Origin of the sequence: Flavobacterium glucosi (assembly GCF_048286535.1) — a bacterium.
Taxonomy (GTDB): domain Bacteria; phylum Bacteroidota; class Bacteroidia; order Flavobacteriales; family Flavobacteriaceae; genus Flavobacterium.
The window spans coordinates 320,618-344,530 of record NZ_JBLVPK010000004.1 but is presented as its reverse complement, the minus strand read 5'-3'; the positions used below and the strand labels follow the sequence as shown (position 1 = coordinate 344,530).

The following is a 23,913-nucleotide window of genomic DNA, read 5'->3' as shown; positions in this document are numbered from 1 at the left end:
ATTAAATTTTAGATTAAATATGAAAAAAATAATTGTTACTCTAATCTTGTTGTTTGCTCTTTTTCAGACTTCCAATATATTTGCACAGGACTTGTTGAAAAGTACTGATTTAAGTACATTAAAAGTAGATTATTTATCAGATAGTGATATTGCGAAAATTAAAACGCAGCTGCTGACTAACAATGTAACCATTGAACAAGCGGAACCGATGGCCTTAGCTAAAGGCATGCCTGCTAGCGAATTTGCAAAATTGAAATTGCGTTTACAGGGGGATTCAGAATTGTTAAATCTTGATGAAAAAGAAGATTTAAATGATGAAATTGAAACAAAAGAACTTACCAGAAAACAAGAAAAAATAGTCAATATTAAAGTAAAAGACACCATCAATGCGTTAATTTTTGGTTCAGAATTGTTTGATAATCCCACTTTAAATTTTGAGCCTAATTTAAAATTGGCAACCCCGGTAAATTATGTGCTTGGACCAGGAGATGAATTGCAGATAAGTGTATATGGCATACAGGAATTTAATACCAGTATACCTGTCACCATGGAAGGGAAAGTGAACATTCAATATGTTGGTCAAATCCCAGTTTCTGGTATGACTATCGAAGCCGCTACGCAGAAAATAAAAAGTGCTATAGCTAAAGTGTATAGTACAGTTGCTTCAGGACAATCTCAAGTTGGGGTAAGTTTGAGTCGCATCAGAACAATAAGAGTGACTATAATCGGCAGTAAGCAACCGGGTAATTATTCGATTTCTTCTTTGGCAACCGTTTATAATGCTTTGTTTTTGGGCGGTGGTCCGGGTAAAAATGGGAGTTATAGAAATATAGAATTGCTAAGAGATAATAAAGTATACAGGAATATTGATATTTATCGTTTCCTTGTGAATGGAAACCAGTCGGATAATGTGGGTTTAAAGGATAATGATGTTATTAGAATTCCAGCATACGATCAACGCGTTACTGTTGAAGGACAGGTAAAACGTCCTGGAATCTTTGAGATGAGGCCAGGCGAGACATTTTCGGACTTATTATCTTTTGCTTCAGGGTTCAATGAATTTGCGTACACTGCTTCGGTAAATGTTTTACAAAAAACGGATAAAGAATTTAAAGTAATCGACATTATTGCATCCGAATTTAGTAGTTATAAACCGCTTTCTGGCGATGTGTTTCGAGTGACTAAAATTTTAAATCGATTTGAAAACCGGATCAAAATAGATGGCGCCGTTTTTAGACCGGATACCTATTCTTTCTATGAAGGCATGCGCATTTCAGATCTTATCGCAAAATCGGATGGCTTGAAAGAAGATGCTTATAGTAATAGAGCACGAATTATACGACTACAACCGGATTTAACTACGGAAATCGTCAATGTAGATTTGGGTAAAGCCTTATCAGGAGATTTGGAAGCTGATGTTCCGTTAAAGAAAGAAGACATCGTAACGGTCTATTCTATTTTAGATTTTGTAGAAGAATATAAAATAACTATTGACGGAGAGATCAAAAAACCTGGTATTTATGATTATTATGAGAATTTAACTTTGAATGATTTATTGGTACAAGCAGGTGGCTTAACCGGTTCCGCATCCAAAAGAGTTGAAGTAGCCAGAATGATTATGTCAGAAGAAATTGATGATGCCAATCCCAGTAAAGCGGAACTGTTTAATATTGAAATTACTGCGACTAACAATGAGCAGTTAAAAAACTTTGCCTTGCAGCCTTTTGATGTGATAAATATCCGCAAAATGGCGGTTTATGACAAACCGGAAATGGTCACAATAAGTGGAGCAATCCATTATGCTGGAAAATATGTTTTAGCCAACAAGAAAGATCGCGTTTATGATATTGTGGCACGAGCAGGCGGTTTGACATCAGTTGCCAATATAGAGGGAGTTAAGATCAAGAGGCCTATTCAAGACAAACAAATTGAAGATGTTGAAAATGTAAATGTGAACTTGGGTAAAAAAGACAGTATCCAAAATAAGCTTACCAAAAAATTAAAAGAAGAGTTGAAATTTGCCACCATACCAGTAGATTGGAAAACCATTGTTAAAAATCCGGAAAGTAACACCAATGTGACTTTATTTCCAGGAGATGAAATTGAAGTGGCGACTTACAATGAAGGTGTAAAAGTGGCGGGTAATGTATTGTTAACTTCTGAGATTCCTTATACAAAGGGAAAAGGATTTAATTATTATTTAGATGCTGTAGGTGGAATCGACGCTAAAGGCTGGAAGAAAAAGGCTTATATTATTTATCCCAATGGTAAAGCGGATGTAGCCAGTTCATTCTTATTCATAAAAACGTATCCTAAAGTAACTCCAGGTTCTCAAATTATAGTACCGGAAAAACCTGAAGTTAAGAAGATGAGTGCCGGGGAATGGGTAGGAATAGGAAGTGTGATATCGAGTTTAGCTTTGCTGTTTTTGACCGCTTTTAAGTAGGTATTTTTCAGTTTTTTTGCCCCAGTCCTATAGGGAACCGAAAATTCAGCACTTTTATTTTTTTGAACCAGATTCAAAAGAAGGGAAATGAAAAATCAATAATCTACTTCTCGATACAATTTTATGCAACTTCTATCGCTATTTTATAAAATCACTTGAAGTGGCGGTAGTAATAATATATAACGGATAATTTATGAACCAACAAATACCAAACGATGAAATATCGTTAAAAGAATTGCTGGACAAAGCCAAGGAATGGTATTCTTATTTGCTTTCACAATGGAAAATTATTGTTTTAGCAGGAGTTATAGGGGCAGCTTTAGGGTTGGCCTATTCTTTTAGTAAAAAACCGATTTATACCGCTACTTTATCTTTCGTTTTAGAAGGCGAACAATCAGGAGGTGGCGGACTTGGAAGCTTGGTTAGTTCTTTCGGTTTAGATTTAGGTAGTAGTGGAGGTGGAGGAATGTTTGCGGGTTCCAATTTGACGGAGTTGTTTAAATCTCGCTCTATGGTAGAGCAGACTTTATTGACACCTGTAACTTCAAATGGAAGAATAATTTCTTTGGCTGAAATGTACATTCAAAATCAAGGATGGCGAGACAATTGGGATAATAATCCAAAATTTAAGGCTATTCAGTTTTTGCCTAATACGAAACGGAAGTATTTCACTCGAGCACATGATAGTATCATAGGAGTAATGTATAACAATTTATCAAATGGCGGATTGGTTGTGGGCCAAAAAGATAAGAAAGTTGCCATTATTACTATTGACGTAATTTCTCCCGATGAATTGTTTTCCAAATTTTTTTGTGAAGCCTTAGCCAAAGAGGTATCCGATTTTTATATCGATGCCAAAAGTAAAAAAGCGCGTATAAATATGGCTATTTTGGAAAAACAGACCGATTCGATTCGTAGCGAACTCAATGGGGCAATTACCGGTGTTGCTGTTGCCAATGATATTACGTTTAATTTGAATCCAGCACTCAATGTGCGCCGTGCGCCATCTGCCAGGCGACAGGTGGATGTGCAGGCAAATACGACAATTTTAACCGAATTGGTCAAGCAAACTGAATTGGCTAAAGTAACGTTGCGAAAAGAAACCCCATTAATTCAAATTATTGACAAACCTATTTTGCCTTTGAAAAAACAAAATTTTGGAAAGTCCAAAGGAATTTTACTAGGGGGATTTTTAGCTGGTTTTTTAGCAGTAGTGTTTTTGTTGTTTAAAAAAAATTTAAAAGGAATTTAAACCCAATTTATAAAAATTTAAAAAAATTAATATAACATGTTAGAAAATAAAATCGTTTTAATAACGGGCGGTACAGGTTCTTTAGGAAAAGCGCTAACTTCACATATTTTTAAAAATTACCCCAATATAAAGAAACTTATCATTTTGTCAAGAGACGAACAAAAGCAGTTTCAAATGGCTCAGGAATTTCCAGAAAGTGAGTTTCCTCAAATACGTTTTTTATTGGGGGATGTTAGAGATGAGCAAAGGCTGTTAAGAGCTTTTCAAGGAGTGGATGTGGTGATTCATGCCGCTGCAATGAAGCACGTACATTTAGCTGAATACAACCCGGATGAATGTATAAAGACAAATATTGGTGGGGCTCAAAATGTTATTCATGCAGCTTTGCAAACTAGCGTCAGTAATGTAGTTGCTTTGTCAACCGATAAAGCATGTGCGCCAATCAATTTATATGGTGCAACTAAATTGACTTCCGATAAGTTATTTGTAGCTGCTAATAATATTAAAGGAGCTAACCCAATTAAATTCTCTGTTGTTAGATATGGTAATGTAATGGGATCTAATGGTTCTGTTATTCCTTTTTTTATGAAAAAGAAATTGGAAGGGAAATTACCGATTACTGATGCTTCAATGACTCGTTTTAATATATCATTGCAAGGAGGAGTTGATATGGTAATGCATGCTATAGAGCATGCTTGGGGAGGTGAAATATTTATACCAAAAATACCTTCTTATAATATTACAGATGTTGCAGAAGCAATTGCTCCTGAATGTACATTGGATATCATCGGGATAAGACCTGGAGAGAAAATCCACGAAGAAATGATAACCTCATCTGATTCTTATAATACTTACGATTTGGGCAGATATTATACTATATTACCTTCGGTTCCACATTTTAATCTTAAGAATTTTATGGTTACTTTTAGTGCTGTAAAAGTACCGGAAGGTTTTACTTATAATTCAGGAACCAATACCGAATGGGAAACGGTTGCAGGTTTAAGGGAATTGATTAAAGAACATGTAGATTCAAATTTTTAAGAATGACTGATAAATCCATACCCTACGGCCGTCAAAATATAACCCAAGATGATATTAATGTTGTCATTGCGGCATTACAATCCGATTATTTGACACAAGGCCCTAAAATTTTGGAGTTCGAAAAAGCTTTTGCGGCATATGTGGGAAGCACTTATGCTGTTGCTGTTTCAAACGGAACTGCTGCACTGCATTTATGTGCACTGGCATTAGATGTAAAAGAGGGAGATAAAGTGATTACCACACCGATTACTTTTGCAGCGTCGGCTAATTGCATTCGTTATTGTGGAGGAGAAGTTGTTTTTTCGGATATTGATCCTGAGACCTATCTTTTGGATATTGACAAAGTCAGAAAATTATTAGAAGCATCTCCCAAAGGTACTTATCAAGGAATTATTCCTGTAGATTTTGCCGGAAGAGCTGTCAATTTAGAATCCTACAGAAAACTAGCAAATGAATATGGTTTGTGGATTATTGAAGACGCTTGTCATGCTCCGGGTGGTTTCTTTAAGGATTCAAAAGATAAAGCTCAAAACTGCGGTAATAGTAATTTTGCTGATTTGGCCATTTTTTCTTTTCATCCAGTAAAACATATCGCTTGTGGCGAAGGCGGGATGGTTACCACCAACAATGAGGTTCTGTATAAAAAGCTTTTGGCATTACGTACTCATGGAATTACTAAAAATGAATCAGAGTATACTAATTCTGCAAATTTTGCTAATGGGTTGGATACAGGAAATGGTGTTTTTCCGGCTTGGTATATGGAAATGCAAACGCTGGGATTCAATTATAGACTGACCGATTTTCAAGCTGCTTTAGGAACAAGTCAATTGCAAAGAGCTGATGATGGATTGGTAAAAAGAAGAGAAATTGCATCGATTTATAATGAAGCCTTTAGAGGAAAGTCTTTTATACAAGGACAGTCAGGTGTTGTTGCGGGTCATGCTTATCATCTTTATGTCATCGAAGCAGAAGATAGATTGGGCTTGTATAACTATTTGCGAGAAAATAATATTTTCGCTCAGATACATTATATTCCTTGTCATTTGATGCCTTATTATAAACAATTTGGTTGGAAAGAAGGAGATATGCCAAATGCAGAGAAGTATTATAAAAACTGTATCAGTTTGCCAATGTATCCTACATTAACAAATGAAGAACAGGAATTTGTTATCAATAAAATTGAAGATTTTTATAGTAACTAATAAGATATATGAATAAACTTATTCTAGGAACAGTTCAGATGGGTTTGGATTATGGAATTAACAACAGTTCAGGAAAAATTTCTTTGGAGGATAGTTGTCTGATTTTGTCCAAAGCCTTTGAGTTAGGTATTGATACCTTAGATACAGCTGAAACTTATGGTAATGCCCATCAAGTGATTGGAAACTTCCACTTATTTAATCCTGCAATTAAATTTAAAGTTATTACAAAAGTTCCGCATGATATTATAGCCGGAGAAATTGAACAAAAAATCAGAACTTACATAAATGATTTAAATGTTGACTGTTTAGAAGTTTTGATGTTTCATTCTTTTGATTCTTACGAAAATAATAGATCAATTATATGGGTTTTAAACGATTTAAAGAGTTTAGGGGTTATTAAGCACATTGGAGTTTCTATTTATACAAACAATCAAATAGAGGCTTTGTTGTCGGACGATGATGTAACTGTTATTCAAATGCCATTTAATTTATTGGATAATGAATCAATAAGAGGGGACTTAATGAACAAGATGAAAGCTAAGGGAAAATTCATTCATACGAGATCTGCTTTTTTACAAGGATTGTTTTTTAAAGAACAGTTTGAAAATAATAGTATATCTCAAAAATTGTCAAAAGAATTGATTGCTATAAAAAAAATTTCTAAAGAGGAAAACACAAGCATTTCTAATTTGGCATTAAGTTATTGTTTAAACCAAAAAGATATAGATCAAGTACTAATAGGTGTGGATTCAATTAATCAGCTTATTGCTAATTTAAAAGCAGTTGATTATAAAATGAATCATGTTGCATTACTAAAAATAAATACACTAAAAGTTGATAACTTAGATTTATTAAATCCATCACTATGGAAATAAAAACAATATTAATTACTCAGGCCAGAACGGGAAGCACCAGATTGCCGGGCAAAGTGTTGAAAGAAATTGGAGGGAAATCATTACTCGAAATTCATTTGAACAGGCTGGAAAAATGTAAAAATGTTTCCGAAATTATTGTTGCCACTACAATTAATGAGGAAGATAAGATAATTTATGAAAAAGCCATCGAGTGGGGTTTTACTGCTTCCAGAGGATCAGAATCGGACGTTTTAGATCGGTTTTATCAAGCGGTCAAAGACAAGAAAGCCGACTGGATCGTACGGGTTACCTCTGACTGTCCTCTTATAGATTCTAGTTTAGTGGATAAAGTAATATCTTATGTTCAAGATAATGATAAAGACTATGGGTCAAATGTTTTAATTGAAAATTTCCCTGACGGTCAAGATGTTGAAGTTTTTAAATTTTCGGCATTAGAAACAGCCTGGGAAAATTCCGAATTATTATCAGAACGCGAACATGTAACTCCTTACATAAGAAATAATTCAGATTACAAAGGTGGAGCTTTATTTACGGCTATTAATTATCCTTGTGAAAGTGATTTTTCCAAAATCAGAATGACTGTAGATGAATCCAGTGATTTTGAATTAATAGAAATTTTAGTAAATAAATTAGGAGTTGAAAAATCTTGGCTGGAGTATACTAATTACATTATAGAAAATAATTTGACTAAAATAAATAATCAAATTATTAGAAATGAAGGGTTTTTAAAGTCATTAAAAAACGATAAATAATGGGAACAGGGCAAGAATTATATAAAAAAGCTAAATCATTAATACCGGGAGGTACGATGTTACTTTCTAAAAGACCTGAAATGTTTTTACCGGATCATTGGCCTTCTTATTTTTCTAAAGCCAAAGGTTGTAAAATTTGGGATCTGGATGGTAAAGAATTATTGGATATGTCTATAATGGGCATTGGTACGAACACGCTAGGATATGGTAATGACGAAGTCGATGCAGCGGTGATGGAAACCGTAAAAAACGGCAATATGAGTACGCTAAGTTGTCCTGAAGAAGTTTATTTGGCTGAAAAATTGATTGAGATGAATCCTTGGGCTGATATGGTCCGATTTGCACGAAGTGGCGGAGAGGCTAATTCAATCGCCATTAGAATAGCACGCGCAGCATCAGGCAGGGATAAAGTAGCAATATGTGGGTACCATGGGTGGCACGATTGGTATTTGTCTGCCAATCACAATGATGGTGATGATTTGTCTGGACATTTGTTACCTGGTTTAAGTCCAAAAGGAGTTCCAAAGAATTTGAAAGATACCGTTTATCCTTTTAACTACAACAATTATGAAGAGTTATTGTCAATTGTTGAAAACAACGATATTGGTGTAATTAAAATGGAAGTGGTTCGCAATTATGGACCAGAAAACAATTTTTTGCAAAAAGTAAGAACATTAGCTACTCAGAAAAATATAGTTTTAATTTTTGATGAATGTACTTCTGGTTTTAGAGAAACCTTTGGTGGTATTTACAAAAAATATGGTGTAGAACCTGACATGGCTATGTATGGAAAGACTATTGGGAATGGGTATGCTTTAACAGCAGTTGTCGGAAAAAGATCTGTTATGGAAGCAGCTCAAACTACATTTATTAGTAGTACTTTTTGGACGGAAAGAATAGGTCCTACTGCAGCACTGGCTACTTTAAAGGTTATGGAGCGTGTTAAGTCATGGGAAACTATTACCGAAATGGGGAATAAAATGCGAAATGGTTGGCAAAAACTTGCTGATGCCTACCATCTAAGTATCACCATTTCAGGGATACCTGCTTTAAGTACATATAGTTTCAATAGCCCGGATGCAATGGCTTATAAAACTTTGATAACACAAGAGATGTTAAAAAAAGGCTTTTTGGCAAGTACCAATTTCTATGCTTCAACCGCTCATAATGATGAAAATCTTGATTTATATTTTAACGCATTGGAGGATGTATATAAAAGTATAGGCGAATGCAACAAAGGGGAATTAAAAATTGAGAACTTACTAGAAGGACCAATTTGTCATGGTGGATTTAAAAGATTAAATTAAAGTTTGAATACAGAAGTATTTTATATTTATTAAACAATTGCTGTAATAAGTTATTAAAATCGTTTTGATTTATAGGGATATTAATCTATTGATGGTCTGAAGTAAAATAATCTACATTTTTTATGATGATAATAAATAACCCAAATTGTTTTGAAGATTTATTTTATATTTAGTTAATTAAATTTATTTTAGTTAAATAGGAATGCTGGTCATGAAGGTGAAATAAGATTGAAAAAAAAGTGGAAGCAAAAAAAATTATTTTCAGAGTAGATGGATCAAGAAATATAGGGCTGGGTCATTTAATTCGTTGCATGGCTCTTGCTTTTATGTTGAAAGATAATTTCGAAATTATTTTCGTTTGCAAAGAAGCTCCTGAAAATATTGTTAAGGAATTAATCTCTTCAGGGTTTTTATTTATAAAAATCAATAGTGAAGTAGAATTTTTTAACATAATTAACAATAGATATATTGTAGTGCTGGATCACTATGGGCTGGATACAAATTACCAAAAAAAAATAAAAGAAATTGGCTGTATATTAGTTTGCATTGATGACTTACATGATAAGGAATTCCATGCTGATTTAATAATTAATCATGCACCTGGAGTTAAAGCGGATGATTATCATGCTAAGCCTTACACTCAATTTGCCTTAGGGTTTGAATATGCTTTATTAAGACCGGTATTCCTTCAAGCTGCCAAACAAGAGAAAATAATTAAAAAAATTGAAACCATTTTTATTTGTTTTGGAGGTTCAGATGTCAAAAATCTCACTGCACTATCTCTAAATATTTTGCAGCATATTGATCAATTTGAAAAAATAATTGTGGTTGTTGGAATTGTTTACGAAAATATAGAAGAATTAAAATTACTAATTGGAGAAAACCCAAAAATCCATTTATATCATGCAATAAATGAAAAGAATATGCTGGGACTTTTGACAATCTCAGATATAGCAATTGTACCTTCAAGCGGTATTCTCCTGGAAGCAATAAGTGCTGGCTGTGTAATAGTATCAGGAATGTATGTAGAAAATCAAAAGTTTATTTACCAAGCATACAAAAATGAAATGTGTTTTCATGATGCTGGTAATTTCGAGCCGTTGAATTTGCAAAAAGCGATAACTGAATCTTTTCAAAATTTCAAAAATGTGAAGAAGTTTTTTGACGGAAATTCTGGAGAAAGATTATTGAACATTATTAAATATTTATGACATGATCGACAATATTAAAATTCGCCTTGTTTCAATTGAAGATTCGAAAATATTATTTGAATGGGCTAATGATGCAGACGTCAGGAAAAATGCATTTAATCCGGAAAAAATAAAATGGAAAGATCATCAGGAATGGTTTCTAGGTAAGATAGGATGCTCTAAGACTCTTATGTTTATTTTAGAAATGGATAGTATAGCTGTTGGACAACTGCGATTTGATTATGATATTGTAAATAAATATTGGTTATTAGGTTATTCAATAGACAAAAGAAAAAGAGGTTTAGGATTAGGTTCATCACTAATTAATTATAGTGTTAAAAACGTGAAAGGGGACATTAGAGCCTTTGTGAAAGCTGAAAATATTTCTTCTTGTAAGGTATTTGAAAAGAATAATTTTTTTATCAATACCAACATTGATGGCGTAATTGAATATCGTTTTGAAAGCTAATAATTTAAATGTAAAACTAGTAATAGTTTTTATTAAGAAGAAAATTAAGCAATGAAAAATTATTTAGAAACATTTACTGTTGATGATACAATCTTCGGGGTTAAATTGATGGATAACAAAAATGAAGAGGAAGTCAAAATATTCTTCACTTTATTTAATGAATGTTTTGGAGAACGACCTTATTTAGATAAGGAATGGTATAATTGGTATTACTGCAGTAATCCCAAAGGGGAATGTAATAATTACTTATTATTTGATATTAATAATGCATTGTTAGTTGGGGCATATGGTTTTGCTAAAATTCAGTACACAATTAAGTCAAAATCAAATATAGGAGTTTTAGGGGTCAATGGTATGATAAGCAACAAATATGGAAGGAGAGGTCTTTTCTCTAAATTAATGACTATTGGTCTAAATTATGAGACGAATTCTAATCTAGCTTTTTCATTTCCACACGGTTTTAATCTAAGTTCAGTTAAGGGTCACGTTAACTGTGGATGGTCACTAAATGAAAATCTCCATTTTTATGAATTAACATCAAAAAAAACAAATACTAAAAACGAAAAAATTAAAATACTGACAATTGATGATTTATCTAAAATTGAATTTGGTTTGTTTAATAAGGAATCAGACTTTTATTTTAATAGAGATATAGATTTCATCAAATGGAGATTTTTCGGACGACCATCCAAACAATACATCGTTCTTGGAAACTTTGTTTCAGATCAAGTAATTAACGGCTATATAATTTTAGGAAAATATTTAAATAAAGATCAAAAAATTATAACCCAAATAGTTGATTATAGAGTAGAAAATAGTGAAGTTTTAGAGGATTTAATAAAGAAGACACTTGTTTATGGAGCTATTATTAATTTATTGATAAGTGAAGTTTCAGTGAATCTCCCAATTTTTAAAAAGACAGGTTTTAATAAAAAGGAAGAATGCTACAAATTAATGACTTACCCAGATCATAATGATACCTTAGATTTAGGTGGAGTATTAGGTGATTTTGATGTTGTATAGTCAAATGCTAAAACTATTATAAAATATTAATTATATATAAATTTTAAACTAATGTTAGAATCATTAAGAAATAAACGAATAATGATTGTAGTGGCCCATCCTGATGATGAATTATTGGGTCTAGGAGCAACATTTAATAAATTAATAAATGAATACAATGTGAAAACACATGTTGTGATTCTTGGGGAAGGAATTACTTCGCGTTCAGATAATAGGGATATTAGTCTGTGGGAACAGGAACTTGCAATTCACCGTGAGAACATTAAAAATGCGCAGTTAGCTATCGGATACCATGGTACAAGTATTTATGATTTCCCCGATAACCGATTTGATTCGGTTGCTTTATTAGATATTGTAAAGGTTATAGAAAAAGAAAAGAATGTATTTAATCCGGATGTTATTTTTACACATCATGGAGGTGATGTAAATATTGATCATCAAAGGACTTTCGAATCAATCATTACGGCTTGCAGACCGATGAATGATGATAAATTGAAAATGATTATAACATTTGAAACCCCTTCAGGTACAGAGTGGAGATCACCAACTGATCCACGTCATTTTTTACCTAATTTATTTTTTAGTGTATCGGAGAGTAATATTGAAGCTAAGATAAAAGGAATGGAGAGTTATGAGTTTGAACGCCGTAATTATCCTCATCCCCGCTCGCCTGAAGCACTAAAAATTCTAGCTCAAAGATGGGGTGTAGTAGTAGGTACTAATTTTGCAGAGGCTTTTTGCCTTGTCAGATCAATAAATTAAATTTAATTATGAGAATAGGAAATATAGAGATTAATAATAATTCACCCGTTTTTATTATTGCAGAATTATCTGCAAACCATAATGGTAGTATAGAAACGGCGATTGAAACCATACGGGGAGCCAAAAGAGCTGGTGCAGATTGCATCAAATTGCAAACATATACTGCCGAGACCATTACCATAGACTCAAGAAAGGATGATTTTTTAATCAAAGGAACCATTTGGGAAGGAAAAAATTTGTATGATTTATATAAAGAAGCCTATACTCCTTGGGAATGGCATGAGCACCTAATGAAAGTAGCCGCGGAAGAAGGCTTAGTGTGTTTTTCTTCCCCTTTTGATAAAACTGCGGTTGATTTTTTAGAAACACTTAACGTCCCAGCCTACAAAATTGCTTCGTTCGAGATTACTGATATTTCTTTGATTGAATACGTAGCTTCGAAAGGTAAACCAATAATATTTTCAACTGGTATTGCAGAACAAGCAGATATCGAATTAGCTTTAGCGGCCTGCAGAAGAATGGGTAATAATGATATAGCTTTGTTAAAATGCACCTCTAGCTATCCTGCTCCAGTAGAGGAAGCGAATATGTGTATGGTAAAAGATTTGGCCGAACGCTATAATGTTATTAGCGGTCTCTCAGATCACACGATGGGGGCGACAGTTCCTGTTGTAGCAACTTGTTTTGGAGCCAAAATTATAGAGAAACATTTTATTTTAGATCGTTCTATAGGTGGGCCAGATGCAACTTTCTCGATGAATGAAGAAGAGTTTACTGCTATGGTAAAAGCAGTTAGGGAAGCCGAAAGTGCTATTGGCGTCGTCGATTATACACTTACCGAAAAACAAGTGAAAGGAAAAGATTTTTCTCGTTCTCTATATGTAGTTGAAGATATGAAAGCTGGAGACGTGATTACGGAGAAAAATGTACGTTCTATCAGACCTGGGTTTGGGTTACATCCTAAATATTATAATGAAATATTGGGAAAAACGGTGAAAGAGGACTTGGAGATGGGAGAAAGATTTGAAATTACTTTTATAGGTTAATATTACAATGCAAAAACAAAAAAACAATGAATATTTTAATAATATCACTCAGGATTTAGATGATACTACTTATGATTTATTATTATACTCTGTAAATGATATTTTGTATGATTATAGCGATCATCATCTTTCTAATAAAAATAGACTGAATGAGGGTATTGTTAGTAGTTTAAAAAAAGAAATCGTAAAATATTTGAGATTTTTTGTTGCACTTAAAAATGTGTTACTTCACAGAGAAAGGAATGTAAATACAATTATGAGTAATGCTTATGTGAGTGTTGATTTATATAACGTTAATGTTGTTCTGCCTCCATGGTCGTTTTCTCCAAAATCTAATATTGCAAATTCAATAAAAATTTTTCGTGTTATTGAAAGGATTAAAAAAGAATTAGAGAAAAGAAGTATTAAAGTATTACTTTCTCAGGAATTCAAATCGTTACTTTCAGAATTTGAAAAAGAGCTATCAGAATTGTTTTCAAATTATAAAATTACAGCTTTAATTGTGCCAAATGATATGGCGTTTTTTGAGAATTTAACGATTAAAATTGCAAAAAAATGCAATATTCCATCTTTTGTTTATTTACATGGATTGCCTGCCAGATATAATGAAATTGATGATAATAGAGCAGAATATTTGGTAGTATGGGGTTGTGGATTGAAAAATGAATATGTTAAAGCAGGAGTGAATAAAAATAAAATTATCACTTTGAAACACCCTGTTTATTCTAAATTTGACCAAGCGGTTTTGAAATCAAATATGGATAATATTTTGGTTTTGACTAAAGCTGTAGCTGGTACTCCCAGCAGTTCTTCTGAATTGATTTTAGGGGACCGTGTTATATCTCTGATTTATTTAGAATGTTTAAAAAAACATTTAAAAAATTTGGGTATTGATAAGGTAAAGTTGCGTTTGCATCCTTCAGAAAGGAGAGCGTTCTATGAGGACAATTTACCCGATGATTTTTTTATTATTGATGAATCTTCTAAAGAAGAGGTTTTGCTGCAAACAAGTTTAGTTATTGGCCCTACTTCAACAATGGTTTTGGATACGATAAAAGCAGGTAAAAATTACATTTTATTTGATCCTGTTTTTGATGGGTTAACATTAGAGGGAATGCCACTTGTAGAGCCATTTACCGGTAAATCTTTTATAAAATTATCGAATTCTTTTGAAGAGATTAAAAATAATATAAATAATCCATTAGTAAATATTGATTTTGATAAATTGAATGCTTTTTTTGAAGTAGACGAAGAGGATGTTTTAAAGTTTTATGATATTACAAATGTGAAACCCAACTAACGAATAAAAATAAAAATTTTAAAAAAAAGAAATGATTTCAAAAATATAATGCAACAATCTTATACAAAAAATTATCTTAAAATCTATCTTTGGCAAGGCGTTTCGCTAGTTTTGAATTTCCTTTCTATGTTTGTGGTAATCCCTTATCTTACTTCAGATCCAACTACTTACGGGATTTATTCGGTGTGTATCTCTTTTTCAATTTTTCTTGCTTATGCCGATTTAGGCTTTATGGGTGCGGGACAGAAATATGCAGCTGAATATTTTGCAAAAGGAAATAAAGAAGAGGAAGTAAAAGTGATTGGGTTTACTAATTTTATTTTAGTGGTCTTTTTGTTGTTGTTTTCTGTTGGCTTTTTTGTGTTGAGCCAGCAACCAGAACTACTAGTCAAAGGTATTGAGACCATTAGTCAGCAACATGTAGCGTCTTCCTTATTATTGATATTGGCTATTTTTACCCCTACGACTTTATTGCAACGGTTGTTGCAAATGATATTCGGTATCCGAATGGAAGACTTTATTATTCAGAGAACTAATATCATTGGGAGCCTATTTAAGATTCTTTCTGTTTTGTGGTTTTTCAGAGCAGGAAAGTATGATATAGTAGGTTACTTTTTGTTTACTCAAATTGTGAATTTCATAGCAGCATTAATTACCTTGTTTATTGCCCGAAAAAGATACAATTATAATTTTAGAGATTTATTTCGTTTCATCCATTTCAATAGAGCGGTATTTGAAAAGACAAAAGGATTAGCTTTTGCCAGTTTATTTATAACTGTTTCATGGATATTTTATTATGAACTAGATTCGGTGGCGATAGGTAAATTTTTAGGAGCCAATCAGGTTGCGATTTATGCCATAGGTTTTACGGTGCTTACCTTTTTCAGAAGCATATTGGGAATTCTTTTTTCTCCTTTCAATGTTCGTTTTAATCATTTTGTAGGTACTGGAGATGAAATGGCGTTAAAATCATTCTATTTACAAATTGTTTGTATCTTAGCACCTGTCGTTGTTTTTCCTGTACTAACGATAGCTATTTTAGCGCGGCCGATAGTACTTACATGGGTAGGTACAGACTATTTTGCCTCGGTTTCAGTAATCCAGTTTTTGGTTTTCTGTAACATCTTTGCGTTTATTACTTATCCAACTAATTTTATGTTAGTAGCTAAAGAACAACAAAAAACATTGTATTTTGTCAATACGCTGCTACCTTTTATTTTTTGGACTGGAATAGCCTTTACCATCAATAGGTGGGGAGTAAATTCGTTTGCCGTTTTTAAATTGTTAGCTTTTTTGTTTTCTGCTATTGTCTTATTCAAGTTGATGATTGTTTATTTGAACTTAGCGATTTTAGATTCGGTAAGAAAGATTTTTTTTCCAATGCTATTCCCAATATTATTTTTAATTTCTACTTCATTTTTGGTAAGAGGTTATTTGCCACAGGAAAAATCTAAAATAAATTTATTGATAGTAGCTGCTGTGATGGGGGGATTGATACTCGTTTCTTTTGTGATACAATATTTTGTTTCAGAAAAATGGAGACAGCAAATGAGTAAAACTATGGGATTATTTAAAAATAAATAGTTTTAGAAGATCATTAGTTATATGGTGAAACAAAAAATACTAATCTTTAGTGATTGTTATATATATGGAGGAAGTGAGAAATTAATGGCTTTCTTACTGAAAAATGAAATTTTAAATAAGAATTTCATTTTTTCATATGGATACAGAAAGCATAAGGGGTATGAAATTGGACTTGAAAATGAAGGATTGTTGGGTAGAAACGGTAATTTCCCTTTGGTTTTGTTGTCAAACGAGACATTGTTTCATCAAATCAATAATTTTTCCATACCATTATTAATAAATAAAGGGATAAAAATTCCTTTTTTTATTTTCGAAAAATCACGAATATATTTTATATGGAATTTATTGGTTTTAATGTATTTGTTGCTAAAAGTAAAGCCTGACTTAATTCACATCAATAATGGTGGTTACCCTGCTGCAAAAAGTTGCAATATTTTGGTTGTTGCAAATTTTTTAACGATAAAATCCAAAATTATTTATCAGGTAAATAATCAGGCACGTGAGTGTACAGGCTATTTTGAAAGTCTTTATGATAAATTCATTCATAAGAATGTGAATTGTTTTATAAACGCCTCTCATAAAGCAAAACAACAGTTGGTAGAAAAAAGAAATTTTGATTCCAATAAAATAATTGTTGTCAATAATTGTGTTCCGTTGCCAAAAGTAAAATTCAGCAGAGAACAAATTTTCAAAGAGCTGAATATTCCTCACGATAGTTTCTTGATTGTTGAGGTTGCTTTTTTATCGGAAAGAAAAGGACAGAAGTATCTGATTGATGCTTTATCAGAATTGTTCAGAAAAGAATTGCTTTCAAAAGGAAAAGTTTACTGTGCTTTTGTTGGTAATGGGGAAGATGAAGAATTTTTGAAGAAGCATATTAATGAACTGGGAATGAATTCAAATGTTTTTTTATTAGGTTATCGCAATAATAGTGAAGATTTTATTTCAGCCAGCGATTTGTTTGTGTTGCCTTCAATACGAGACGAAGATATGCCATTAGTTTTATTATCGGCTTTAGGATATGGAAAGCCTATTATTGCAACTGATTTTGCAGGGATTTCTCAGGTAATAGAATCGAATGTAAATGGCGTTTTAATACAGAATAATTTAGAAACATTTACAGATAATTTAGCAAATGAAATTTCTCGTTTGTACAACAACGATAGTCTTAGAGCAGGATTGGGTACCAATGCCCAAAAAGCATATAAAAATTACAGTCCAGAAACGTATGGGCAGAAATTGAAAAAAATTTATGAGCAAATCTATGCTAGTTAAAGAAACTATTTTATTGCTCGGAGGTACCGGATTTATCGGAAGAAATATAATAGATTATGTTTTGACACATGATGATTTCTCCAATTTCAAAATTGTGGTTTTGTCACGTGATTTTCAAAGAGATATTGTTGCACCCATAGAGTATGTGACTGGAGATTATGCAGACAAGAACGTATTAATACGTTTGTTTTCAAAATGGAATTTCACCAAGGTGTTTCATTGTGCGACTTCAACTACTCCTCTATCGTCTGGCACTAACATACAGAGCGACATTAATGGTAACTTAATAGCAACTATCTGTTTATTGGATGTAATGAAAGAATACGGTTGTAACTATATTTTGTATTTATCATCCGGAGGAGCTGTTTACGGTGAAAAACATTTGGATAAAATTTCAGAGAATGAAATATGTGACCCTGTTAGTTCTTATGGCGTTGTAAAATTGACCATTGAAAATTATTTACGTCTCTACCAAAAGCAATACGGTATTAATTATTTGATTTTAAGAGTTTCAAATCCTTTTGGTAAATACCACACTTCTGAAAAGCAAGGGGTGATCAACATTGCCATCAGAAGAGCATTGAAAAAGGAAATAATAGAGGTTTGGGGTGACGGTACACAGTCTAAGGACTATCTATTTGTGGATGATTTGGTCAAAATTATTTTTAGGTTTTTAAAACAAGGAGTTGTTAATAAAACCGTCAATGTAGGGTCGGGAGAAATCCATCAATTGAATAGGATATTGCATACAATTAAAATACATTTGCCAACTTTAGAAGTTGATTATGTAGCTTCAAAAATAACCGATGTGAAAGATTTCTGTTTGGATATTTCGTTAATGCAATCGTTGCTTAATTTTGAACTTACAGAATTTGAAGAGGCGATAAGAAAAACAATATTGTTTGAAAAAAAACGATTGAACTAAATTAAAGCAGATTATTTTAAGAGTATAATTTAAATGGAAGAAGTAAAGTATAATAAAATTGCTTTGATATTAGTAGTGTTAATAGGCTTTTTTATATTGGTGCATCCTCCATTTGTAGCGTCAATATATGTACCGGTTCTTTTACGAGTGCCTCTGTTTTTATTTATAGTTTTCTTTTCACTTTTTACAATTGTACTCAAGAGATATTTTCTACGATTTTATTTGCCAATAATTCTTTTTTATATTGTTTCGGCTGTTTACTGGATTTCTATAGGGGCGATTTTATCTGACATTGTCTATTCTTTGTTGTATTTTTTTTTGGCTATTGTATTGTTGGTAAGTGTTAAAAGAAATAAAAGTCTTAAACAGTTACTAATAAATTTTTATTTTATTTTGGTTTTAATCCTTTCAGTTTTATCAATAATTTCATTTTTAGCATTCAATTTTGAATTAGTTCCCTATGAGTTAAAACCCGTTGGTGAAGGATTAGATGTTTATGTTTATTACCATAATTATTTTTTGGGATACATCAATCCAAAGCTTTTTGAATCAGGTGTCATCGGGAGGGTTTGTGGTTTTTTGTTTGAGCCCAGTTATCAAGGATGGTTTCTTTCAACTAATTTCTTTCTGGTTTCAAAATTTATTGAGAAAAAACAGTATTTAATTTTTTTTCAATTAATCGTTTTATTGGGCGCATTAGCTTCTGTTTCAACGATGAGTTGGGTTGTTTTTGTCATTGTCTTTGCTTCAATATTGGGCTTCAAAATAATGTCTATTTTAGGCTTAAAAGAAAAATCAGCAAATTTTTTTTACGGACTTACCTTGGTAGCAGGAATATTTGCAATGTTTACGGTTGTTAATCAAGATAAATTGTTAGAAATGTTAGGTCCTTCTTCCTCTGAAGACAGAACCGATAGAGCTGATATGTCATTTCTTTATTTGGCAACGGCTTCCCCTAAAGAATTAATTTTAGGAAGAGGACCTGGATTTATTGGCAAAAATAATGATAAAGGAGAGTCTAATCCCATAATTAAATCGTTAGTCGAAAATGGAATAGTATCCACTATTCTTGTTTTGATTTTTGTTGTCTATTGCACTTATCGGTCTAAATATTATATGATTGCCAATTTGTTGTGGCTGAATAGCGTTGTTGTTTTGTTTACTCCGTTATTTATTATCAATGTTTTGGTCTGTAGATGGATGGATGAAAGTACTTAAGAAACGTATGTTTCAAAAAGAAGGTCTTTTTAAAAGAGAGTCTTTATGGCTTTAAATTTAAATGTTTAATTTTTATAAAAAAATAAATATGAAAGTAGTACTATTATGTGGAGGATACGGAACACGAATTCGAGATGTCGCTGATGATATACCAAAACCGATGATTCCTATTGGTGGCAAACCTATAATCTGGCATATTATGAAAACCTATGCGAGTTATGGATATACCGATTTTGTGTTGTGTATGGGCTATAAGAGCGAGGTGATTAAAGATTTTTTTATAAACTATGAACTTCGAAGTGCTGATGTGACTATCAAATTAGGAAAAAAATCAGAACAAATTGTTTCTGAGACTAGTCACAATGAGGATGGTTGGGAGATAACCCTTGCTGAGACAGGTATCAAAGCCATGACAGGTGCTCGTGTGAGACGAATTAAAAAATATATTGGAGAAGATCCTATGTTTATGCTTACTTATGGAGACGGTGTAGGGGATATTGACATAGAAGCGTTAGTAGCTTTTCACAAGTCACACGGCAAAATGGTTACTTTAACAGGAGTTAGACCTCCAGGTAGATTTGGAGAATTAGGAATAGCTAAAGACGGATCAACCATTACCGGTTTTAATGAAAAACCTCAGGCTAGTGGAGGACGTATCAATGGAGGGTATTTTGTATGTAATAGTGCGTTTTTAGACATATTGAGTGATGTAGAAGATTTGGTTCTAGAACAGGAACCTATGAAGAAATTGGTTGAATTAGGGGAGTTGAAAGTTTTTGAACATGATGGCTTTTGGCAACCTATGGATACTTCCAGAGAGTATTCCTTATTGAATGAACTTTATAGTAACGATCAGGCACCTTGGGTAAAATGGTAAAAAAAATAATTTTCGGAGATGTATATCGTAATAAAAAAGTTTTAGTTACGGGTAATACAGGATTTAAAGGGTCATGGTTGTGTACTTGGTTGATTTCATTAGGAGCTGATGTATATGGAATTTCCAATGAAATCCCTACTACGCCTTCTATGTTTGTAGAGTTGGAATTAGCAGATAAAATGGAGCATTTTTTTGCAGATATTCGTGACTTGGATGCCATTCGAAAAATAATTAATGAGGTTCAACCTCATTTTGTATTTCATTTAGCGGCCCAGCCAATAGTTTCTTTATCCTATAGTGAACCTATTGATACTATTTCTACAAACGTAATGGGTACTGCTAATGTACTAGAGGTAATGCGTGCTTACAGCAAACCTTGTACGGCTATTATTATTACCAGTGATAAATGTTATGATAATGTGGAGTGGATTTATGGTTATAAAGAAAGTGATGCTGTAGGTGGAAAAGATATTTATAGCGGTAGCAAAGGGGCTGCAGAACTAATATTCAAATCGTATTACCATTCTTTCTTTAAAAAAGAAAGTGGTCTAGTACAAATAGCATCAGCTCGTGCAGGTAATGTTATAGGAGGTGGAGACTGGGCACTAGACCGAATCATACCAGATTGTATGAGATCATGGAGTGAAGGAAAAGTAGTGGAGATTAGAAGCCCAAAAGCAACCCGACCTTGGCAACATGTTTTAGAGCCATTGAGCGGATATCTACAATTGGGAGAGCGTTTGTATAAAGATCATTCTTTGAATGGAGAAAGCTTTAATTTTGGTCCAAAACCAGAATACAATCATACCGTTCAAGAAATTTTGGAAGATATGAGTGTGCGTTGGCATTTTGAACACTCAAAAGATGCCTATCAGGTAACAGGAGATATTAAGTTTTACGAAGCTGGTTTGTTAAAGTTGAATTGTGATAAGGCGTTGTTCCATTTTCAATGGAAAGCCACATTGGATTATCCGACTTTATTAGCGTTTACTAGCGATTGGTATTATGAGTTTTATAAAAATAGACCCAATATGTTTGCTTACACAAAATCTCAAATTGAAGATTATGAAAATTTAGCTACTCTTGAAAATATAGTATGGACAAGATAACAGTAGAGGGAGTTTTCTTGACCCCACTAAAAAGGATACATCATCCCAAGGGTGATGTTTTTCATGGTATGAAAAAATCAGATCCAGGTTTTTTTGGTTTTGGAGAAGCCTATTTTTCTACAATTCATTTTGAAGACACGAAACCATGGAAAAAGCACTTTGAAATGACTTTGAATTTTGTAGTGCCTTTGGGAGAAATACGTTTTGTTATTTTTGATGACAGGAAAAATAGTCCTACAGAAAACAATTTTTTTGATGTTACGTTAGGAGAAGGTAATTATCAAAGAATTACTATCCCCCCTGGAGTTTGGGTAGCGTTCAGTGGGGTGGGTGAAAACTATAATCTATTGTTAAATTTGGCCAATTTAGAACACGATCCAAATGAAATAGAAAGAAAAGAAAGTTTATCTGATATTGTATATACATGGTAAAGAAAAAAGTCCTCGTTACTGGTGGTAGTGGCTATTTAGGTGCTAGGCTGTCTCTGCATCTGGCAAATGAAGGTTATGCGGTCACATCGCTTTGTTATTCAAAAATACCTACTGACGAAAACTGGGTTTCAAAAATGGATAGAGTGCTTTTGGGAGATATACGAGACAAGGATTTCATGCAGGAAGTAGCAGATAATCAGTATGATGTTTTAGTACACTTGGTTTCTTTAGACCATCATCAATCAAATGGGAATCCATCATTCGTTAGTTCTGTTAACATAACACCTGTATGGTCTTTGTTGGATTTGTTTTCAAAACAAGGATTAGAGAAATTTATTTATTTCTCGACTGCCCAAGTTTACGGAATGTTAGAGAACGATGTGGTAACAGAAACTAAAACATTGAATGCGCAAAATGCTTATGGATTGACGCACCAAATAGGGGAGGTGATTTGTGAACATTATAATAGAACGACAGCAGTAGATTGTCGTATAGTTCGATTGTCCAACAGTTTTGGAGCACCACTATTTGATGAGAATAACTGTTGGTGGTTGGTGGTGAATGATTTGTGTCGAATGGCTTATACTCAAAAGGAGATTGTTTTACAATCAGACGGAACACCCTTGCGTGATTTTATACATGGGTGGGACGTATGCATTGGAGTTCAGACTATAATTGAAACCTCTGAAACACATATGACCTATAATTTAAGTTCCGGAACTACGCTTTCGATTATGGAAATTGCTGAAAAAATAAAAGCAGTTTTCATGAGTAGATACTGCATAGAATTACAGATATCAGCAGCTGAACGAAAAAATAAAACGGAAACAAAACGATACCGATTAGATAATAGTTTGATTCGCAGTATTGGTTTTGAACCAAAGTGGTCGCTTGAAGACGGAATTAATGACCTTTTTGATTATTTAGAACGCAATAATGGATAAAACAGCTCCTTTTTTTTCAATCGTAATACCTACATACAATCACGCTCATTTTATGAAACGCTGTTTGGATAGCTTAGTTAATCAAACCTACCAAAATTGGGAGGCAATAGTAGTTAATAATTTTTCAGAAGACAATACAATAGAAATTATTAAAGAATATATTGATCCTCGTATCCGTTTAATTAATAATGCAAATGGAGGTGTAATCGCTGTTTCCAGAAACAAAGGGATTTCTGAAGCCAAAGGGGATTGGATTTGTTTTTTAGATTCGGATGATGGGTGGTATCCAAATAAATTAGAAGAATCACTAAAATATGTAAAAGATTATGATTTAATTTATCATAATTTGGATAAACAATTTCCGGTGAAGAGTAATAAAGGAGTGGTCAATGGAAGGACTTTGAAGAAAAATATTGCTAAAGATTTATTGATTAATGGATTTTGTATTCCTAATTCTAGTGTTGTTGTTAGTAAAAAGATTGTAGATATAGTTGGTAAAATTAATGAAGATAAAAGGTTTGTTGCAATTGAAGATTCTGATTATTGGATGAGAATTTCTACAATTACAAATCGTTTCAAGTTCATTGATTTAAGTTTGGGGTCTTATTGGATAGGAGAGAATATGTCAATCTCTCCAAAACAAATAGATCGGGAAATTCATCTTTTCAATCAGTACAAAAAATTACTGAATTCAACAGAATTAAATCAGGCATTAAAGGCATTGTCAATAAGAAAAGCTAGGATATATCATCAATTAGGAAATTTTAAAGAGGCTAAGAATGAATATTTAATTTCTTTACATCATCCATCAGTAGGTGTAAAAATAAAATCAATTTTGGGTTATGTGCTGTGTTTGCTTAAAAAGAAAACTTAGTGGTAATTTAC

General features: G+C 32.8%; 23 protein-coding genes. 22 read left to right on the top strand and 1 reads right to left on the bottom strand.

Going from position 1 to position 23,913, the window contains the following annotated elements:
- Positions 1–19: 19 nt before the first annotated feature.
- From ACNQGD_RS09710 to ACNQGD_RS09635, 16 genes are all read left to right on the top strand, one after another.
- Positions 20–2,446: an SLBB domain-containing protein gene (locus ACNQGD_RS09710; RefSeq protein ID WP_417999153.1), complete on the top strand. Its 2,427-nt coding sequence runs from the start codon at positions 20–22 to the stop codon at positions 2,444–2,446.
- Between the two features lie 193 nt (positions 2,447–2,639).
- Complete coding sequence (locus tag ACNQGD_RS09705; protein ID WP_417996992.1) at positions 2,640–3,698, top strand: Wzz/FepE/Etk N-terminal domain-containing protein; 1,059 nt, start codon at positions 2,640–2,642, stop codon at positions 3,696–3,698.
- 36 nt (positions 3,699–3,734) lie between these two features.
- Positions 3,735–4,739 (top strand): UDP-N-acetylglucosamine 4,6-dehydratase (inverting), encoded by a 1,005-nt coding sequence (gene pseB, locus ACNQGD_RS09700; RefSeq protein WP_417999152.1) that lies wholly within the window; start codon positions 3,735–3,737, stop codon positions 4,737–4,739.
- Positions 4,740–4,741: 2 nt separating this feature from the next.
- Positions 4,742–5,941 (top strand): UDP-4-amino-4,6-dideoxy-N-acetyl-beta-L-altrosamine transaminase, encoded by a 1,200-nt coding sequence (gene pseC, locus ACNQGD_RS09695; protein WP_417999151.1) that lies wholly within the window; start codon positions 4,742–4,744, stop codon positions 5,939–5,941.
- Between the two features lie 8 nt (positions 5,942–5,949).
- Positions 5,950–6,816: an aldo/keto reductase gene (locus tag ACNQGD_RS09690; RefSeq protein ID WP_417996989.1), complete on the top strand. Its 867-nt coding sequence runs from the start codon at positions 5,950–5,952 to the stop codon at positions 6,814–6,816.
- Entirely contained in the window at positions 6,807–7,568 is a 762-nt protein-coding gene (locus ACNQGD_RS09685) for a cytidylyltransferase domain-containing protein (RefSeq protein WP_417996988.1), read from the top strand. The genes ACNQGD_RS09690 and ACNQGD_RS09685 overlap by 10 nt, the downstream gene beginning before the upstream one ends.
- The gene (locus ACNQGD_RS09680; protein WP_417999150.1) at positions 7,568–8,875 is read left to right on the top strand and encodes an aminotransferase class III-fold pyridoxal phosphate-dependent enzyme; all 1,308 of its coding nucleotides are present in this window, start codon (positions 7,568–7,570) and stop codon (positions 8,873–8,875) included. The genes ACNQGD_RS09685 and ACNQGD_RS09680 overlap by 1 nt, the downstream gene beginning before the upstream one ends.
- 239 nt (positions 8,876–9,114) lie before the next feature.
- Positions 9,115–10,086, top strand: coding sequence for a UDP-2,4-diacetamido-2,4,6-trideoxy-beta-L-altropyranose hydrolase (pseG, locus tag ACNQGD_RS09675; protein ID WP_417996986.1), 972 nt, complete (start codon positions 9,115–9,117; stop codon positions 10,084–10,086).
- A gap of 1 nt (position 10,087) precedes the next feature.
- Positions 10,088–10,534 (top strand): GNAT family N-acetyltransferase, encoded by a 447-nt coding sequence (locus ACNQGD_RS09670; RefSeq protein WP_417996985.1) that lies wholly within the window; start codon positions 10,088–10,090, stop codon positions 10,532–10,534.
- A 51-nt stretch (positions 10,535–10,585) separates the two neighbouring features.
- Positions 10,586–11,557 (top strand): GNAT family protein, encoded by a 972-nt coding sequence (locus ACNQGD_RS09665; protein WP_417996984.1) that lies wholly within the window; start codon positions 10,586–10,588, stop codon positions 11,555–11,557.
- Between the two features lie 81 nt (positions 11,558–11,638).
- Positions 11,639–12,319, top strand: a complete 681-nt coding sequence (locus tag ACNQGD_RS09660) for a PIG-L deacetylase family protein (protein ID WP_417999149.1) — start codon at positions 11,639–11,641, stop codon at positions 12,317–12,319.
- Positions 12,320–12,327: 8 nt separating this feature from the next.
- Positions 12,328–13,365 (top strand): pseudaminic acid synthase, encoded by a 1,038-nt coding sequence (pseI, locus tag ACNQGD_RS09655; RefSeq protein ID WP_417996982.1) that lies wholly within the window; start codon positions 12,328–12,330, stop codon positions 13,363–13,365.
- Positions 13,366–13,372: 7 nt separating this feature from the next.
- Positions 13,373–14,665: a hypothetical protein gene (locus ACNQGD_RS09650; RefSeq protein ID WP_417996981.1), complete on the top strand. Its 1,293-nt coding sequence runs from the start codon at positions 13,373–13,375 to the stop codon at positions 14,663–14,665.
- A gap of 48 nt (positions 14,666–14,713) precedes the next feature.
- Positions 14,714–16,249, top strand: coding sequence for an MATE family efflux transporter (locus ACNQGD_RS09645; RefSeq protein ID WP_417999148.1), 1,536 nt, complete (start codon positions 14,714–14,716; stop codon positions 16,247–16,249).
- 21 nt (positions 16,250–16,270) lie between these two features.
- Positions 16,271–17,524 (top strand): glycosyltransferase, encoded by a 1,254-nt coding sequence (locus ACNQGD_RS09640; RefSeq protein WP_417996979.1) that lies wholly within the window; start codon positions 16,271–16,273, stop codon positions 17,522–17,524.
- The gene (locus tag ACNQGD_RS09635) at positions 17,502–18,449 is read left to right on the top strand and encodes an NAD-dependent epimerase/dehydratase family protein (RefSeq protein WP_417996978.1); all 948 of its coding nucleotides are present in this window, start codon (positions 17,502–17,504) and stop codon (positions 18,447–18,449) included. Before ACNQGD_RS09640 ends, ACNQGD_RS09635 begins: the two co-directional genes overlap by 23 nt.
- Before the next feature lie 29 nt (positions 18,450–18,478).
- On the opposite strand, the gene ACNQGD_RS09630 is transcribed toward ACNQGD_RS09635, so the two are convergent.
- Positions 18,479–18,649 carry a hypothetical protein gene (locus ACNQGD_RS09630; protein ID WP_417999147.1) on the bottom strand — a complete coding sequence of 57 codons (171 nt, stop codon included), beginning with the start codon at positions 18,647–18,649 and terminating at the stop codon, positions 18,479–18,481.
- 193 nt (positions 18,650–18,842) lie between these two features.
- Here ACNQGD_RS09630 and ACNQGD_RS09625 point away from each other — a divergent pair, with 193 nt between their 5' ends.
- From ACNQGD_RS09625 to ACNQGD_RS09600, 6 genes are all read left to right on the top strand, one after another.
- Positions 18,843–19,667, top strand: coding sequence for a hypothetical protein (locus ACNQGD_RS09625; protein ID WP_417999146.1), 825 nt, complete (start codon positions 18,843–18,845; stop codon positions 19,665–19,667).
- A gap of 88 nt (positions 19,668–19,755) precedes the next feature.
- The gene (gene rfbF / locus ACNQGD_RS09620) at positions 19,756–20,544 is read left to right on the top strand and encodes a glucose-1-phosphate cytidylyltransferase (protein ID WP_417999145.1); all 789 of its coding nucleotides are present in this window, start codon (positions 19,756–19,758) and stop codon (positions 20,542–20,544) included.
- Positions 20,538–21,653 carry a CDP-glucose 4,6-dehydratase gene (rfbG, locus tag ACNQGD_RS09615; RefSeq protein WP_417996975.1) on the top strand — a complete coding sequence of 372 codons (1,116 nt, stop codon included), beginning with the start codon at positions 20,538–20,540 and terminating at the stop codon, positions 21,651–21,653. The genes rfbF and rfbG overlap by 7 nt, the downstream gene beginning before the upstream one ends.
- A complete protein-coding gene (locus ACNQGD_RS09610; RefSeq protein ID WP_417996974.1) occupies positions 21,641–22,084 on the top strand; it encodes a dTDP-4-dehydrorhamnose 3,5-epimerase in 444 nt (147 codons plus the stop codon). The genes rfbG and ACNQGD_RS09610 overlap by 13 nt, the downstream gene beginning before the upstream one ends.
- The gene (locus ACNQGD_RS09605; RefSeq protein WP_417996973.1) at positions 22,078–23,028 is read left to right on the top strand and encodes an NAD-dependent epimerase/dehydratase family protein; all 951 of its coding nucleotides are present in this window, start codon (positions 22,078–22,080) and stop codon (positions 23,026–23,028) included. Before ACNQGD_RS09610 ends, ACNQGD_RS09605 begins: the two co-directional genes overlap by 7 nt.
- Positions 23,021–23,902: a glycosyltransferase family 2 protein gene (locus ACNQGD_RS09600; protein WP_417996972.1), complete on the top strand. Its 882-nt coding sequence runs from the start codon at positions 23,021–23,023 to the stop codon at positions 23,900–23,902. Before ACNQGD_RS09605 ends, ACNQGD_RS09600 begins: the two co-directional genes overlap by 8 nt.
- The last annotated feature ends 11 nt before the right edge of the window (positions 23,903–23,913 follow it).

Coding starts and splice junctions, on each gene's coding strand:
- pseI (WP_417996982.1), top strand. CDS start 12,328: ATGAGAATAGGAAATATAGAGATTAATAATAATTCACCCGTTTTTATT.
- ACNQGD_RS09635 (WP_417996978.1), top strand. CDS start 17,502: ATGAGCAAATCTATGCTAGTTAAAGAAACTATTTTATTGCTCGGAGGT.
- ACNQGD_RS09680 (WP_417999150.1), top strand. CDS start 7,568: ATGGGAACAGGGCAAGAATTATATAAAAAAGCTAAATCATTAATACCG.
- ACNQGD_RS09650 (WP_417996981.1), top strand. CDS start 13,373: ATGCAAAAACAAAAAAACAATGAATATTTTAATAATATCACTCAGGAT.
- pseC (WP_417999151.1), top strand. CDS start 4,742: ATGACTGATAAATCCATACCCTACGGCCGTCAAAATATAACCCAAGAT.
- ACNQGD_RS09705 (WP_417996992.1), top strand. CDS start 2,640: ATGAACCAACAAATACCAAACGATGAAATATCGTTAAAAGAATTGCTG.
- ACNQGD_RS09670 (WP_417996985.1), top strand. CDS start 10,088: ATGATCGACAATATTAAAATTCGCCTTGTTTCAATTGAAGATTCGAAA.
- ACNQGD_RS09660 (WP_417999149.1), top strand. CDS start 11,639: ATGATTGTAGTGGCCCATCCTGATGATGAATTATTGGGTCTAGGAGCA.
- rfbF (WP_417999145.1), top strand. CDS start 19,756: ATGAAAGTAGTACTATTATGTGGAGGATACGGAACACGAATTCGAGAT.
- ACNQGD_RS09645 (WP_417999148.1), top strand. CDS start 14,714: ATGCAACAATCTTATACAAAAAATTATCTTAAAATCTATCTTTGGCAA.
- ACNQGD_RS09665 (WP_417996984.1), top strand. CDS start 10,586: ATGAAAAATTATTTAGAAACATTTACTGTTGATGATACAATCTTCGGG.
- ACNQGD_RS09605 (WP_417996973.1), top strand. CDS start 22,078: ATGGTAAAGAAAAAAGTCCTCGTTACTGGTGGTAGTGGCTATTTAGGT.
- rfbG (WP_417996975.1), top strand. CDS start 20,538: ATGGTAAAAAAAATAATTTTCGGAGATGTATATCGTAATAAAAAAGTT.
- ACNQGD_RS09710 (WP_417999153.1), top strand. CDS start 20: ATGAAAAAAATAATTGTTACTCTAATCTTGTTGTTTGCTCTTTTTCAG.
- ACNQGD_RS09610 (WP_417996974.1), top strand. CDS start 21,641: ATGGACAAGATAACAGTAGAGGGAGTTTTCTTGACCCCACTAAAAAGG.
- ACNQGD_RS09690 (WP_417996989.1), top strand. CDS start 5,950: ATGAATAAACTTATTCTAGGAACAGTTCAGATGGGTTTGGATTATGGA.
- ACNQGD_RS09600 (WP_417996972.1), top strand. CDS start 23,021: ATGGATAAAACAGCTCCTTTTTTTTCAATCGTAATACCTACATACAAT.
- pseB (WP_417999152.1), top strand. CDS start 3,735: ATGTTAGAAAATAAAATCGTTTTAATAACGGGCGGTACAGGTTCTTTA.
- ACNQGD_RS09685 (WP_417996988.1), top strand. CDS start 6,807: ATGGAAATAAAAACAATATTAATTACTCAGGCCAGAACGGGAAGCACC.
- ACNQGD_RS09640 (WP_417996979.1), top strand. CDS start 16,271: ATGGTGAAACAAAAAATACTAATCTTTAGTGATTGTTATATATATGGA.